16 protein-coding genes are annotated in these 14,215 nt (G+C 64.5%); 9 read left to right on the top strand and 7 right to left on the bottom strand.

The window, feature by feature from the left end; genetic code table 11:
- The first annotated feature begins 38 nt into the window (after positions 1-38).
- From P9230_RS02820 to P9230_RS02805, 4 genes are read left to right on the top strand one after another with little or no spacing between them, the layout of a single operon-like run.
- Positions 39-1,100: a hemin-degrading factor gene (locus tag P9230_RS02820; RefSeq protein ID WP_067329637.1), complete on the top strand. Its 1,062-nt coding sequence runs from the start codon at positions 39-41 to the stop codon at positions 1,098-1,100.
- A gap of 11 nt (positions 1,101-1,111) precedes the next feature.
- On the top strand, positions 1,112-2,005 hold the full coding sequence (locus P9230_RS02815) for a hemin ABC transporter substrate-binding protein (RefSeq protein ID WP_067329448.1): 894 nt from the start codon (positions 1,112-1,114) through the stop codon (positions 2,003-2,005).
- A 6-nt stretch (positions 2,006-2,011) separates the two neighbouring features.
- On the top strand, positions 2,012-3,112 hold the full coding sequence (locus P9230_RS02810) for an iron ABC transporter permease (protein ID WP_067329451.1): 1,101 nt from the start codon (positions 2,012-2,014) through the stop codon (positions 3,110-3,112).
- A 7-nt stretch (positions 3,113-3,119) separates the two neighbouring features.
- On the top strand, positions 3,120-3,908 hold the full coding sequence (locus P9230_RS02805) for a heme ABC transporter ATP-binding protein (RefSeq protein ID WP_067329454.1): 789 nt from the start codon (positions 3,120-3,122) through the stop codon (positions 3,906-3,908).
- Here P9230_RS02805 and rirA read toward each other — a convergent pair.
- Entirely contained in the window at positions 3,905-4,366 is a 462-nt protein-coding gene (gene rirA / locus P9230_RS02800; RefSeq protein WP_066999863.1) for an iron-responsive transcriptional regulator RirA, read from the bottom strand. The two genes, P9230_RS02805 and rirA, sit on opposite strands and share 4 nt — an antisense overlap.
- A 195-nt stretch (positions 4,367-4,561) precedes the next feature.
- Between rirA and P9230_RS02795 the strand changes: the two genes are divergently transcribed.
- The 3 genes from P9230_RS02795 to P9230_RS02785 all read left to right on the top strand — a co-directional run bounded on the left by P9230_RS02795 (position 4,562) and on the right by P9230_RS02785 (position 7,039).
- Positions 4,562-5,857, top strand: a complete 1,296-nt coding sequence (locus P9230_RS02795; protein WP_067329456.1) for a DUF445 domain-containing protein — start codon at positions 4,562-4,564, stop codon at positions 5,855-5,857.
- Positions 5,858-5,924: 67 nt separating this feature from the next.
- Positions 5,925-6,353, top strand: coding sequence for a TIGR01841 family phasin (gene phaP, locus P9230_RS02790; RefSeq protein ID WP_066999869.1), 429 nt, complete (start codon positions 5,925-5,927; stop codon positions 6,351-6,353).
- Between the two features lie 188 nt (positions 6,354-6,541).
- Positions 6,542-7,039, top strand: a complete 498-nt coding sequence (locus P9230_RS02785; RefSeq protein WP_066999871.1) for a MaoC family dehydratase — start codon at positions 6,542-6,544, stop codon at positions 7,037-7,039.
- On the opposite strand, the gene P9230_RS02780 is transcribed toward P9230_RS02785, so the two are convergent.
- On the bottom strand, positions 7,036-8,481 hold the full coding sequence (locus tag P9230_RS02780) for a PLP-dependent aminotransferase family protein (protein WP_067329459.1): 1,446 nt from the start codon (positions 8,479-8,481) through the stop codon (positions 7,036-7,038). The genes P9230_RS02785 and P9230_RS02780 overlap by 4 nt on opposite strands.
- A 102-nt stretch (positions 8,482-8,583) precedes the next feature.
- On the opposite strand from P9230_RS02780, the gene P9230_RS02775 reads away from it, so the two are divergent.
- Positions 8,584-9,447 (top strand): DMT family transporter, encoded by an 864-nt coding sequence (locus P9230_RS02775; RefSeq protein ID WP_278117346.1) that lies wholly within the window; start codon positions 8,584-8,586, stop codon positions 9,445-9,447.
- 9 nt (positions 9,448-9,456) lie between these two features.
- On the opposite strand, the gene P9230_RS02770 is transcribed toward P9230_RS02775, so the two are convergent.
- The 4 genes from P9230_RS02770 to P9230_RS02755 are packed head-to-tail and all read right to left on the bottom strand — an operon-like array spanning position 9,457 to position 12,362.
- Positions 9,457-10,497: a zinc-dependent alcohol dehydrogenase family protein gene (locus P9230_RS02770; protein WP_067329463.1), complete on the bottom strand. Its 1,041-nt coding sequence runs from the start codon at positions 10,495-10,497 to the stop codon at positions 9,457-9,459.
- A gap of 56 nt (positions 10,498-10,553) precedes the next feature.
- Positions 10,554-11,027, bottom strand: a complete 474-nt coding sequence (locus P9230_RS02765) for a DUF4262 domain-containing protein (RefSeq protein ID WP_278117344.1) — start codon at positions 11,025-11,027, stop codon at positions 10,554-10,556.
- Entirely contained in the window at positions 11,017-11,667 is a 651-nt protein-coding gene (gene maiA, locus P9230_RS02760) for a maleylacetoacetate isomerase (protein WP_127241798.1), read from the bottom strand. The genes P9230_RS02765 and maiA overlap by 11 nt, the downstream gene beginning before the upstream one ends.
- Positions 11,664-12,362: a fumarylacetoacetate hydrolase family protein gene (locus tag P9230_RS02755; protein WP_067329472.1), complete on the bottom strand. Its 699-nt coding sequence runs from the start codon at positions 12,360-12,362 to the stop codon at positions 11,664-11,666. The genes maiA and P9230_RS02755 overlap by 4 nt, the downstream gene beginning before the upstream one ends.
- Before the next feature lie 292 nt (positions 12,363-12,654).
- Between P9230_RS02755 and P9230_RS02750 the strand changes: the two genes are divergently transcribed.
- On the top strand, positions 12,655-13,677 hold the full coding sequence (locus P9230_RS02750; protein WP_278117340.1) for an acyltransferase: 1,023 nt from the start codon (positions 12,655-12,657) through the stop codon (positions 13,675-13,677).
- 5 nt (positions 13,678-13,682) lie between these two features.
- Here P9230_RS02750 and P9230_RS02745 read toward each other — a convergent pair whose 3' ends face one another.
- Entirely contained in the window at positions 13,683-14,168 is a 486-nt protein-coding gene (locus P9230_RS02745) for an SRPBCC family protein (protein ID WP_095778449.1), read from the bottom strand.
- Positions 14,169-14,215 lie beyond the last annotated feature (47 nt).

The following is a 14,215-nucleotide window of genomic DNA, read 5'->3' as shown; positions in this document are numbered from 1 at the left end:
GACGAACAGGGCAGACAAAAAGTGGGCAGGTGGACGATATGGACCAACGCGTGAAGCCGTCGCCGGACGAGATCCGGGGTTCGCGGGAAGACAATCCGAAGATGCGCGAGCGCGATTTGGCGGCCCAACTCGGCATTTCGGAAGCAGAGCTGGTCGCGGCACATTGCGGCCATGGCGCCGTGCGCGTCGAGCCGCGCGTCAATGACTTGCTGAGCGGCCTCGAAGCGGTCGGCGAAGTGATGGCGCTGACCCGCAACGAAAGCGCCGTGCACGAAAAGATCGGCGTCTACGACAAGGTCGTCACTGGCAATCACAACGCCATGGTGCTCGGCGAGAACATCGACCTGCGCATCTTCCCGAAAGTGTGGGCACATGGCTTTGCCGTCGAGAAACGCGACGGGGGCGAGATCCGCCGCAGCCTGCAGTTCTTCGATGCGGCCGGCGAGGCCGTTCACAAGGTGCATCTGCGGGCAGCCTCGAACCTCTATGCTTACCAGAAGCTGATGGCGAGCCTTGAATCGTCGAACCAGGAGCCGACGATCGCAATCGCCTCAAGCGCGCCGGAGGACGAAGTGGAGGTGCAAGCCTCGGTAGCCAGCATCGACGACCTCCGCGACCGCTGGAGCCGGATGACCGACGTGCATCAGTTCTTCGGCATGCTGAAGACGCTGAAGCTCAGCCGCCGTGAGGCGGTGCGCATGGTGGGCCAGGACTATGCATGGCTGCTCGACAATGATGCCGTCAGCGCCATGTTCCACCACGCGGCGGAAGGCGAGATGCCGATCATGTGCTTCGTCGGCAACCGCGGCTGCATCCAGATCCACTCCGGCCCGATCACGTCGGTCAAGCCGATGGGACCGTGGATCAACGTGCTCGACGAGACCTTCCACCTGCATCTGAGGACCGATCACATCCATGAAGTCTGGGCGGTGCGCAAACCGACCAAGGATGGCCATGTCACGTCGCTCGAGGCTTATGACGCGAAGGGGGGCATGATCATCCAGTTCTTCGGCAAGCGCCATGAAGGCGAGGGCGAGCGCGAAGACTGGCGCTTCCTGGCCGAGAACCTGCCCCGTATCCCCAGCCCGACCGCTGCATGAAGCGAGACTCGATGCGTGTCGTTCACCGTTTCCGCTCTACGCTTGCGCCGCTGATCGGCGTTCTGCTTGCCGCCGCCGCTCTGCCTGCCGGAGCCGATGAAGGTAGGGCCGTCTTCTCCGACACCTCGCGGATTGCCTCCATCGGCGGCTCGATCACCGAGATCGTCTATGCGCTCGGCGAGGAAGGTCATCTCGTCGCCCGTGATTCGACCAGCTCTTTCCCGCAAGCCGCGCAGAAATTGCCTGATGTTGGCTATATGCGCGCGCTGTCGCCGGAGGGCGTTCTGTCGGTCAATCCATCGGGGATTCTAGCCCTGCATGGCAGCGGCCCGAAGGAAACCGTCGACGTGTTGAAGAAATCGAGCGTGCCCTTTATCGAGGTGCCAGAGCGCTACAGCCATGAAGGCATCCTCGAAAAGATCCGCACCGTCGGGAGGGCGCTGGGGGTCGAGGCTAAGGCGGAGCAGCTCGCTGCGGAGACGGACGCGAAGCTGAAGTCGGCCGAAAAGCAGACGGCCGCGATCAAGGAGCGCAAGCGCGTGCTGTTCGTGCTGTCGATGCAGGGCGGCAAGATCCTGGCCGCGGGCAGCGATACGGCCGGCGACGGCATCATCAGGCTTGCCGGCGCCGTCAACGCGGTCGAGGGTTTTTCGGGCTACAAGCAGCTGTCCGACGAGGCGATCGTCACCGCAAGGCCGGATGTGCTCCTGACCATGAAAAACGCCGGTCCACCGATCTCGGAAGATGAGCTGTTCGCCAATCCATCGATCGCTTCGACGCCCGCGGGAGCTGCCCGCAAGCTGATCAGCATGGATGGCGGCTACCTGCTGGGCTTCGGGCCGCGCACGGCCGCGGCCATCCACGACCTCGCCGTCTCGCTTTACGGCAATCAGGTCACGGACTGAGCGGTGATGGCTGAACAGTCGATTGCGGGGCCGGCGGGCAGGGTGAGGGCATCCGATGGCGACCGCTCGGCGCGGGCAAGGATCGTCATCCTGCTTTTGTCTGTCGCGCTTGCGCTGTCCATATTCCTGTCGCTGACCTCGGGCGCTTCGGACGCGTCCGCCGTTCGCGTCATCCGCGACTGGCTGACCGGAGGCGTGCCGGCCGATACGGCGCTCGCCGCGCGCCACCGGCTGATCGTCTATGACATCCGCATGCCGCGCGTGCTGCTCGGCGTGCTGATCGGCGCCGCGCTCGCCGTCTCCGGCGCGGTGATGCAAGGACTGTTCCGCAACCCGCTCGCCGATCCCGGCCTGATCGGCGTCTCGGCCGGCTCGAGCCTTGGCGCGGTGGCAATCATCGTGCTCGGCACAACCTGGCTTGCGCCTGTCACGCTCGCCCTTGGCACGCTCGCCCTGCCGCTGGCAGCCTTCCTCGGCGGCCTGGCGGTGACGCTGCTGCTCTATGCCATTGCGACGCGCCACGGCCGGACGTCAGTCGCCACGATGCTGCTCGCCGGCCTGGCGATCGCCGCCCTTGCCATGGCGCTCACCGGCATACTGGTCTTCGTGGCCGACGACAGCCAATTGCGCGACCTCACCTTCTGGCAACTCGGCTCGCTTGGTGGCGCCACTTGGCCGAAAATCGGCACTGTCGGGCCGGTGATCTTGCTGGCATTGGCGACGATGCCGTTCCTGTCGCGCGGCCTCGATGCGCTGGCGCTCGGCGAGGCGACCGCCGGCCATCTCGGCATTCCGGTCCAGCGGCTGAAATATACGGCCATCGTCGGTGTGTCGGCGGCGGTCGGTGCGTCGGTCGCCGTCAGCGGAGGCATCGGCTTCATCGGCATCGTCGTGCCGCATCTGTTGCGCCTCGCGATCGGTCCGGATAACCGCTACCTACTGCCGGCCTCGGCCTTGCTCGGCGCCTCGCTGCTTCTGCTTGCCGACGCGGTCGCCCGTACCGTCGTCGCGCCCGCCGAACTGCCGATCGGCATCGTCACGGCAGTGGCCGGCGCGCCGTTCTTCCTGTGGATCCTGCTGCGCAAGCGCGGCGTCATTGATCTGTGAGCAGCCGATGATCGAAGCCCGGGACATCTCCGTAGCGATCGGCTCCAGGCGCATCGTGTCGCATGTCGATTTCACCGCGCGGCCGGGCGAGGTAACGGCAATCGTCGGGCCCAATGGCTCGGGCAAGACGACGCTGCTCAAGGCGCTGACGGGCGAGCTCTCCTATACCGGCACTGTCATCCTCAATGGCCGAGACCTGGTTTCCATGAAGCCGGTGGAGGCAGCGACGCATCGCGCCGTGCTGCCGCAGTCCACCACGCTGTCCTTTCCCTTCACGGTGCTAGAGATCGTTCGTCTCGGCCTGATCGGCGGGCGTTCCGGGGTGCTGCCCGGCGAGGATGCGCGCTTGCCCGAGCGGGCGCTGGCGCGTGTCGATCTCGACGGCTTTGCCGGGCGCTTCTACCAGGAGCTTTCAGGCGGCGAGCAGCAGCGCGTCCAGCTTGCCCGTGTACTTTGCCAGGTCTGGGCGCCGGTTCTCGAGGGCAGGCCGCGCTACCTTTTCCTCGACGAGCCTGTCTCCAGCCTCGACGTCAAGCACCAACTGATCATCATGAATATTGCGGGCGATTTCGCGCGGCGCGGCGGCGGCGTGGTGGCGATCCTGCACGACCTCAATCTGACGGCCATGTATGCCGACCGGATTTTCGTGCTCTCTCGTGGCCAACTGGCTGCCGCCGGCTCACCTCAAGAGGTGCTCAATGACGAGCTGATCGAAAAGGTGTTCGACTGCCGGCTCAAGGTCGGCGCACTGCCTGCTGGAAGCGTTCCGTTCGTGTTGCCGCAATCGGCAGCTTAGGCAGCCGGGGCGCGCTGCTCCAGGAGATCGATGCCAAGCAGGTGGCGCACATTCGGGCGCGCGGCGACGAGGTCGGCGATCGTGTAGCGGGAGAGCACGGCGAAGAAGGCATTGAGCGCTTCGCGCAGTGCCGAATTCAAGGCGCAGCTGTCGACCAGCGGGCATTCGGCGGCGTCGTTCTCGAAGCACTCGGCCATGGCGAAGCTCTCTTCGGTGACGCGCACGACGTCGAACAGGCTGATCTGCTCCGCCGGGCGGCCGAGCCTGACGCCGCCATTGCGGCCGCGCACCGTCTCGACCAGGCCGGCCTCGACAAGCGGCTGCAGGATCTTGAACAAAAACAGCTCCGAAACCGAATAGGCGGTGGCGATCTCGGGGATGCGGCTCAGGCGGTCGCTGTTCGCGGCGCAATACATCAGTATGCGCATCGCATAGTTCGTCTGGCGCGTGAGCCGCATGGTATCCTCGCGAAATGAGCTTGGGCCGAATATGGCCCATAGTTTGGAACAATTCCAGACTGGACCGCTACATAGCTGAATAAACTTATCAACTTTTTGTGCGTGTCCGCCGCATCGCGCCGCAATGCGCTTTGAGCGAGCGTTTCCCCGGCGCAGGCCCTAGATAAGTCCGGGTGCAATAGGGAAGGCCTTTCCATGTCACAATCAGCTCAGGCCCTCGCGCCGGTTCGATTCGACGCCGATGCGCAGGCAAAGCTCTCGGCATTGCGGCGGACCAAGTTCGTCGCCGCCGCAGCGCTTGGCCTGTGCATCCTTGTCTTCGCGCTCGCCAAGTCTTTAGAGATCACCCATCCGTGGCTCGGCTTTGTTGCCGCGTTCGCCGAGGCGGCGATCATTGGCGGGCTGGCCGACTGGTATGCGGTCGTGGCGTTGTTCAGGCGCCCGCTCGGCCTGCCGATCCCGCACACGGCCATCATTCCTGAGAACCAGCACCGCATCGCCGACAATCTCGGCCGGTTCATCGAGGCCAATTTCCTTGCGCCGGAGCCCGTGCGGGAAAAGCTCGCCGAGGTCGACTTTGCCGCCCTCGTCGCCGACTGGCTGGCCGACGCCGAACGCGCCGCCGACCTGTCGCGATTCGTCGCCCGCCTGGTGCCGCAGACGCTGACCGCCGTGGAGCAGTCCGGGCTGCGCGACTTCGTCACCAGCCGCTTGCTGGAGCAGATCGAAAAAGTGCCGCTAGCGCCTTTAGCCGCGGAGCTGTTGTCGGCGCTCACCGACGACCGGCGCCACCAGAAACTGTTCGACGAGTTCACCAGGGTGGTCGGGCGCTTCCTGAACGACGAGAAGGCGCTGGCGACGATGCGCGAAAAGATCCGTGAGGAACTGCCGTCGCTGTTCAACCTGTTTCGCGCCGACGCCTATCTGCTCAAGAAGATTGTCGCTTCCGCCGGGTTGCTGCTGGAGGAGGTGCGGGCCGATCCCGATCATCCGGCGCGCGCCGAGTTCGACCGTTTCGTACTTGGCTTCGTCGAGCGGCTCAGGACCTCGAAGCAATATGCAAGACGCGCCGAAAGGCTGAAGCGCGATTTCCTGGGCCGTCCGGAAGTCAGGGCTCTCGCCGGCGAGACTTGGGCAAGCCTGCGCTTGTTCATCGAGCAGGACGCCAACGCGGCCAATTCGACGATCCGCGAGCACCTCGCCAACCTGTTCGTCGAGGTCGGCCGGCATTTGGCCGACGATGCCCAGATCAGGGCCGACATGAACCAGGGTTTTGTTGTGGCGCTCGCCTCCTTCGTCGAAAGCCAGAAGAGCGGCGTGTCGAAATTCATCGCCGATCAGGTCAAGCGCTGGGATCTGGCCCAGCTGACGCGGCTGATCGAGATCAATATCGGCAAGGACCTGCAGTATATCCGCTTCAACGGCATGGTAATCGGCGGTCTGGCCGGCTTGGCACTCTATACGGCGGAGCGGCTGCTTCTCCTCAATTGACGCGGACCGGGCGCGCACTATTCTCCCTAGTGGGCGCTGTAAGAGCGGCAGATCGGGAGGCGACGACATGGCAAGACAACCGGAATCCGACTCTTTTCTGGACATCTTCAGCAGGTTCGGCCGCGACTTGAAGCTGCCGAAGGTCGACATCCAGGCGATCCTCGATCACCACCGCAGGAATCTCGAGGCTCTGGAGAAGTCGGCCCGGGCAAGCGCCGCCGGCGCGTCATCCATTCTGTCGAGACAGCACGAAATGGTGCAGGAGGCGCTCGGCGAAATTACCCGGATGGCACGCAACTACCAGCCTCCGGGCAATCCGCAGGAGTTGATGACGAAGCAGGTGGATTTCGCCAGGAAATCCTTCGAGACAACGCTGAAGAATGCCGGCGAGGTCGCCGACCTGGTTCGGAAATCCGGCACCGAATCGGTCGAAATCCTGCGCGACAGGATCAAGGACGCGATGGCGGAAATCCGGGCCGGCTACGACGGGAAGTGAGCAATCCAGGGCGCCTATTCGGGTTTTCCGGATCGGGTTCAGGCGGCTGAGCAATCGGCGCGTGCGGCTGCGCGTTCGCGGCTTGCCGTAAAACCGTCAAGTCTGAGGGTGAAATCGAGGCGCCGCGAATTGACAGGAGCCGCCGGTTCATGGTCGGGAGATTGGCAGAAGCCAGCAGGAAAGCAGGAATGACGGAAAATCGGCCGAGGACGCCGCCGACCTTCGAACAGTTGCGGACAATGGCCGGCCAGGAGATCGGCGTGTCGGACTGGACGACGGTCGACCAGCAGCGCATCGACCAGTTCGCCCAATGCACGGGCGACCACCAGTGGATACATGTCGATCCGGAGCGCGCGAAGCGGCAGAGCCCGTTCCGCACTACGATCGCGCATGGCTATCTGACGCTGTCGATCATCGGCGCGCTGGCGCTGGAGATGGGCATCGTGCCGGAAAACACGCAAGCCGCCTTCAACTATGGCTTCGACAAAGTGCGCTTCCTGGCGCCGGTGAAGTCCGGCGCACGTATCCGGCTGCGCACGACGCTGCTCACCATGGAAGACCGCGGCCCCGGCCAATATCTGATGAAGGCCGCGAACACCGTCGAGATCGAGGGCGAGCAGAAGCCGGCGCTGACTGCCGAGACGCTGGTGATGATGTATGAGCGCCGCAAGCGGGCAGGCGCCTAAGCTCTGCCGCTGCCGGGCTGCGACGCGCCTTTGCGGCGGGACGCGGCCATTGCCCTTTCAAGCACTCTGAAGTTGCGCTTATCGGCGCATTGGGCGACGTTGAAACGCATGAAGCGGCCGGCGGAGTGCGACAGGCTGAAGGCGTTGCCGGGCGCCAGCACGACATTATCCGCCAGCGCATGGCGGGCGACATCGGCGGCGTCGATGGCGTCGGGCAGGCGGCACCACAGGAACATGCCGGCCCCCTGATCGATCCAGGGCATAACGTCCATTGCTTTCAGCCTGCCGGCTGTTTCGGCCATTGCGCGCGACAGGCGGGTGCGCAACTGCTCGACATGCTTGCGGTAGCTGCCGTCCTTCAGCAGAGTCAGCACCAGTTCCGAGGAGAGCCTCCCGCCGCCGAAAGTCGTGGCGATCTTGAGGTCAATCAGCCGTTCCATCCAGTCGCGGGGCGCGGCGATGAAGCCGCATCGCACCGAAGCCGACAGCGTCTTGGAGAAGGAACCGATCTGGACGACGCGGCCGAGGCCATCGAAGGCCGCCAGCCGCGGCGCCGGCGCGTGCTCGAAATCGGCGAAGATGTCATCCTCGACGATGGCGAGATCCGATTGATCGGCAAGCTTGAGCAGCCGGTGCGCTATAACCGGCGAGAGCACCGCGCCGGTTGGGTTGTGAAGCGCGGAATTGGTGATGTAGAGGCGCGGCCGGTGCTCGGCGAGCGCTTGCGCGAAGAGGTCGATATCGGGCCCCGAGGGTGTCATCGCGACACCGACCACTTTGGCGCGATGCGCGCGCAGCAGCGCATGGAAGTTGAAATAGCAGGGATCGTCGACCAGCACCGCATCGCCCGGCTCGAGGAGCAAGCGGCACAGCAGGTCGATCGCCTGCGTCCCGGACTCGGTGAGCATGATCTGGTCCGGCGAAGCCTCGACGCCGTGCGCCGACAGGCGGCGGGCAAGCAGCTGCCGCAGTGCCGGCAGGCCGAGCGGCGTGCCGTAGTCGGCAAGCGTCGCATCGTCGGCTCGGGCGGCGCCGCGCAGTGCTTGCCGCAACGCGGCCTGAGGCATCCAGGAAGCCGGCAGCCAGCCGCAGCCCGGTTTCAGCATATCGTCGCCTGCCTCCAGCGCTTGCCGCGAGACCCAGAGCGGGTCGACGGCGCGGTCGAGCCGCGGGCCGATCTCGGCCAGCGACAGCGGCGCAAGCGGGCCGGCAGCAAAGAAGCCGGAGCCCGGCCGCGAGCGGATCGTGCCTTCCGCCGCAAGCCGCTCATAGGCCTCGACCACGGTAGACTTCGACACCTGCATCGTGCCGGCGAAGGCGCGGATCGAAGGCAAGCGCGCGCCCGGCGTCAGGATGCGCGCGGCGATCCGCTGCCGGATTGCCGACATGACGGCTTCGACGAGCGTTCCGGCATTCGTGGCTTTCGGGTCGGGCGTGTCCATCTGTACTTCCCTGTCGACCAATACAGTTTTACGGAATTGTACCCCATTGTCTCTGGCAATGCCATGCGCTCTGCCGGTACAGAAGCGCAAACGGAGCGGATGATGTATAAGAGTTTCAACGGCTGGCTCAACGGCTTCATCGGCGTGCTGATCTTCAGCGGCTCGCTGCCGGCGACGCGCGTGGCCGTGGTTGATTTCGACCCGACCTTCCTGACGTCGGCCCGTGCGGCGATCGCCGGTCTGCTCGGCATCGCGGTGCTGTTCCTGTTCCGCGAGAAGCGCCCGGATCGCGGCGATCTGGTCTCGCTGGTCGTCGTTGCGCTAGGCGTCGTGGTCGGCTTTCCCCTGCTGACGGCGCTGGCGCTCAAACATGTCACGGCGGCGCATTCCATCATCTTTGTCGGCCTGCTGCCGCTGGCGACGGCGATCTTCGGTGTGCTGCGCGGCGGCGACCGTCCGCGCCCGGCCTTCTGGCTGTTTTCCTGCCTGGGCAGCACGCTAGTCGCGGGTTTCGCGCTGTCGCAAGGCGTGACCGCCTCACCGGTCGGCGACGGGTTGATGCTCGCAGCCATCATCGCTTGCGGGCTGGGCTATGCGGAAGGTGCGGCGCTGTCGCGCAAGCTCGGCGGCTGGCAGGTGATCTGCTGGGCCTTGGCGCTGTCGCTGCCGGTCATGTTAGCGCTGAGCTTTGCGACCCTGCCGCCGTCTTTTGCCGCTGTCGGCTCCGGCGCATGGATCGGCCTCGGCTATGTCTCGCTGTTCAGCATGCTGATCGGCTTCGTGTTCTGGTATCGCGGCCTGGCGCAGGGCGGCATCGCCGCGGTCGGGCAATTGCAACTGCTGCAGCCCTTCTTCGGCCTGGCGCTCGCGGCGAGTCTGCTGCACGAGCAGGTCAGCCCGCTGATGGTGGTGGTCACGCTCGGCGTGGTGGCCTGCGTGTTCGGGGCGAAGAAGTTCGCCAGGTAGGGAGCCTACTCAAAACTTCGTCACCACGCCGATGCCGATGCCCTCGAAGCCGCCCATCGCCATCAATGCGGCTGGCGCCTCATCGAGGCTGATCCTTTTGCCGACCAACAGTTCGGGCTTCAGCTTGCCGGTGCGAATCATGTCCATCATGGCGGAATAGCGGTAGGCCTGCATGCCGTGGCTGCCGAGGATTTCGAGCTCGAAGGCGATGACCTTGTCCATCGGCACTTGCGGCCGGGCATGGTCGCCCAGCATCAGCCCGACCTGAACATGGCGACCGCGCCGGCGCAGATTGGCGATCGAGTTGAAGCACGTGGTTGGATGGCCGAGCGCGTCCATCGACATATGCGCGCCGCCGTTGGTGATCTGCTTGACGGCCTTGACGACATTGGGCGTGGTCGAAGCGTTGATGGTCGCGACCGCCCCGATCCTTTTCGCAAACTCCAGCTTCTCGTCGGTGAGGTCGATGGCGATGACATTGGCGCCCATGGCGCTGGCGATCATGATCGCCGAGAGACCGACACCGCCGCAGCCATGCACCGCCACCCACTCGCCGGGCGTAACCCGGCCCTGGTCGACGATGGCGCGGAAGGAGGTGACGAAGCGGCAGCCGAGGCTGGCGGCAGTGGCGAACTCCATCTCGTCCGGCAGGCGTACGAGATTGGTGTCGGCATGCTCGATGCCGACATATTCGGCGAACGAGCCCCAGCCCGTGAAGCCAGGTTGGGTCTGGTGCTCGCAGACCTGATGGTTGCCGGAGTTGCATTCGAAGCAGCGGCCGCAGCCGACGGCGAAAGGCACGGTGACGCGGTCGCCGGCCTTCCAGCGGCTCACCTGCTTGCCGGCGGCGACGACGACGCCCGCCAGTTCATGGCCGGGGACATGCGGCAGCGTGATGCCGTCGTCATGACCCATCCAGCCATGCCAGTCGCTGCGGCAAAGACCGGTCGCCTCGACCTTGATGACGACGCCATCCCCCGCCGGCTTGGGGTCAGGCACGGTCTGGATCGTGGGAGCTTCGCCGAATTTTTCGAAGACGACAGCTTTCATGGGAGTGCTTTCTATCCAGTTCAAAGGCAGTGCGGTTTTGGGTAGTAGGTCCCAAGCTAGGTCGGCAATGGTGGTTGGTCGAGCGATGGTTGCCGCTTGCAAAACCACTCGCCGGCTTCGGCATCCCATGGCCAAACACCGGAGGTTGTCGGAAAGATAAGCTGCATAATCCGGAAAACGGGCCCGTCGTAAAACCATATGCCCCAACCGAAATATTCAGGGTAGTGGGCGGGATGGACCGCACCGAATTGACAGCCACCTCCCAGGAAACCCGACGCCCGCTCTCCAACCTTGAACCTCTCGCCGCTGCGCACTCGTCGGCAATACTCGTTGATGATGGTCTGCGAAAGCTCCGGCTTGAGCCCGATGACGACCAGCTCAGGGGCTTTGAAATTGTACTCTATCCCCACCGAGTAAGCGAATGGCGGGTGCTCGTCGTCCTCCAGCACGTAGAGAATATGACAGCCATACTCCTCGATATCGGCGAGCGTCTTAGCCTCGTCGGGATCCCTTGCTTCCCTATTCGGCATCGATCTGGTTCTGCGGCGCAGCCTTCTGGAACGCCGGCAGCGCCATGCAGGCGGCGTGGATGCGCGAGATCACCGGATAGGCCGCCATGTCGACGCCGAAGCGGGCATTGTTGGTGACCTGCGCGGCGAGGCAGATATCGGCGAGCCCCGGTGTATCGCCATGGCAGAACTTGCCGGTCTCGGGCGAGGCGGCCAGAATCTTTTCAAGCGGCTGGAAACCTTCATTCACCCAATGCCGGAACCAGTTGACGACATCCTCGTCGCCGGCGCCGAACAAAGTGCGCAGCGAGGTGAGCACGCGCAGATTGTTCACCGGATGGATGTCGCAGGCGATCATCTGCGCCAGCATCCGGACCCTGGCGCGTCCCAGCGCATCCTTGGGCAACAACGGCGGCTCGGGCTCGATCTCGTCGAGATATTCGATGATCGCCAGCGACTGGGTTAAAAGCGTTCCGTCGTCGAGCACCAGCGCCGGCACCAACCCTTGCGGATTGACCGCGAGATAGGCGGGCTCGAGATGCTCGCCATGGCGCAGATGGTGGGGCACATAGGTGTAGGCACGCCCCTTCATCTCCAGCGCGATCCGCACCCGGTATGAGGTGGAGGATCGATAATAGTTATGGAGGACGAGGTCGCTCATCGTCTCGGCTGCCCGATGGTGACCTCGACGGCGCCGATGCCGTCGACGCCACCAGTGATCTTGTCGCCCGCCTGAACCGCGCCAACACCGGCCGGCGTGCCGGTGAAGATCAGGTCGCCGGGCTGGAGCTCGACCGACTCGCTGCAGATCGAGACGACATCGGCGACGGGCCAGATCAGCTCGGCGAGGTCGCCGTCCTGTTTTACGTCACCGTTTACAGCGAGCCAGATGCGACCCGTTTCGGGATGGCCAGACCTTGCGACCGGAAGTAGCGAGCCGCAAGGCGCGGAGAAGTCGAAGGCCTTCGACCAGTCCCAGGGGCGGGCCGCTTTCTTTGCCTGGTCCTGCAGGTCGCGGCGAGTGAGGTCCACGCCGACGCCATAGCCCCAGACATGCGCGAGCGCCTCGGTGCGAGGGATGCGGAAGCCGGCCTTGCCGATCGCCACGACCAGCTCGATCTCGTGGTGGAGATTGCCAGTCAGCGGCGGGTAGGGGATCTCGGCGCCGCTGTCGACCACGGCGTCGGCCGGCTTGGTGAAGAAGAAGGGCGGATCGCGCTCGTCATTGCCGAGTTCTCGCGCATGCGCCGCGTAGTTGCGGCCAACGCAGAAGATGCGGCGCACGGCAAACCGTTCCGCCGAGCCGGTCACCGCGACCGAAGCGATCGCGGGCGGAGGGAGGACGAAGTCTGCCATAGGCGGTCTCTGCGTTGGAAATGAATCTATCCGCACATTCGGCCGATTTCGGCAGGCGGGCAAGGGATGAGGCCACGAAACATTGCCGACCATGGCGGGTTCACCAAGCGGCGGCAGGACCCGCCGCGGCCCCTTTTTCTTTTGTGTTCGCAATCGGTTGGCAGGAACTGCCTGTGAATTCGCTGCTTCGCACTTGCACAAGATTATCCCGCACTGCAAAATAACTGCGGCGGGGAAAACGAAGCGGTTCCAGGCACGGCTATGCCGGGACCTCGAGTTGCGAGGGACGGGCATGACCGACATCTCCGCGACGGCCGGCGTCCTGCCGCGGGCCGCAGCCGACAAGGCGGCACGGGCAAGGCTGGCCTATCTCGACGGCTGGCGCGGCCTGTCGATCGCCTTCGTGCTGATCGGCCATGTCTTTCCGATTCGCGGCATCAATCTCGGCGTGCTCGGCGTCGAGTTCTTCTTCGTGCTGAGCGGCCGGCTGATGGGGGAAATCCTGTTCGTCGAGCGCTTTCCGCTGAAGAAGTTCTTCAAGCGCCGGTTCGCCCGCGTCTATCCAGCCCTGCTGGTGTTCGTGGTTGCCGTCATGATCGGGCTCTCCGGCACCTTCATTGCCTTCAAATGGAAGGCGGCGCTTACCGCGCTGACATTCACCTACAACTATGCCGGCATTCTCATCAATCGCGCGGGCGCGCTCGACCATATCTGGTCGCTTGCCATCGAGGAGCATTCTTATGTCATCCTGGCGCTGATCAGCGTGGCGGTTTCCAGGCGCGCGAATGTCGTGCGCCTGCTTGTCGTGCTGTCGCTGCTCGCTATGGCCAACGGCGCTATTTCCTACTGGGTCTTCGGCATGGACTACGAAACCAGCTATTGGCGAACCGACGTGCATATCGCCTCGATCCTGCTGTCGGCGGCGATCTGCCTGCTCAAGGCCGATGGACACCTGCCGGCATTCCTCAGGAGCCGGCATCTGGCGCTGGCGGCCGCGGTGGGGGGAATCTTGCTGTTCCTCGATCCGGTGCCGACGCCCTTGCACTATCTGCTGGGCGTGCCGCTGCTGGCGCTCGCCGTCAACACGCTCGACTTCGCCGGCGGCTATCTGACCGGCCTACTGTCATCGCGGCCGATGGTGATGCTGGGGCTGTGGTCCTACTCGCTCTATCTGTGGCAGCAGCCCTTCTACAAATTCGTCCATGACCGCGACGTGGCGCCGATCCCGATGCTGGGCGCGGTCTTCGCCTGCGCCCTGGCGAGCTACTACATCGTCGAGAAACCGGCGCGCGGCTGGCTCAACCGCAATTGGTGAGGAGGTCAGGCCTTGCCGGTTTTTTGTGCGGCGAGATAGCGCCGAAGCCCGGCTTCGCCGCGAGGTGTGGTCCAGCGGTGATTCCACGCGAAAGCCGGTCTGAGCAAGGGTGCCAGGAGTTTGAGGATCGGCCTCTCCACGATGACCTGCCAGGTGAGCTTCACATGCGTTCCGCTTCCGGCTGGCGACAGCTCAGCCCGCCACAGGCCGTCGAAATCGCCAAAGGTCTTCACCACCACCAGTCGGCCAGGCTCGAGCTCCGCGGCCTCGATGATGAAGTTCAGCTCGTAGGGCAGGGCGCCTCGCGCCCTGGCTCTTGCCCGTGACCCGACGACGGCCTTGCCTTTCTTGTCGAGCGGCTCGACTTCCTTGTAGGCGTCGCCCCACCAGAGCGGCAGCAACTCGGCGTCGGACAGAACGTCCCACACTTCCTGCGGCGTGGCATCGGGAATGTTCCAACTCTCGTCGAAGCGGAAGACGTTGCTTGGCATGATGTCACGCCCCCGGCACGCGAAGACGATACATTAGCTGCAGCTTC

Origin of the sequence: Mesorhizobium sp. WSM4887 (assembly GCF_029625865.1) — a bacterium.
In the GTDB taxonomy this organism is placed as follows: domain Bacteria; phylum Pseudomonadota; class Alphaproteobacteria; order Rhizobiales; family Rhizobiaceae; genus Mesorhizobium.
Note: the sequence above shows the minus strand (reverse complement) of the source record. Positions and strands in the feature narration are given on the sequence as shown.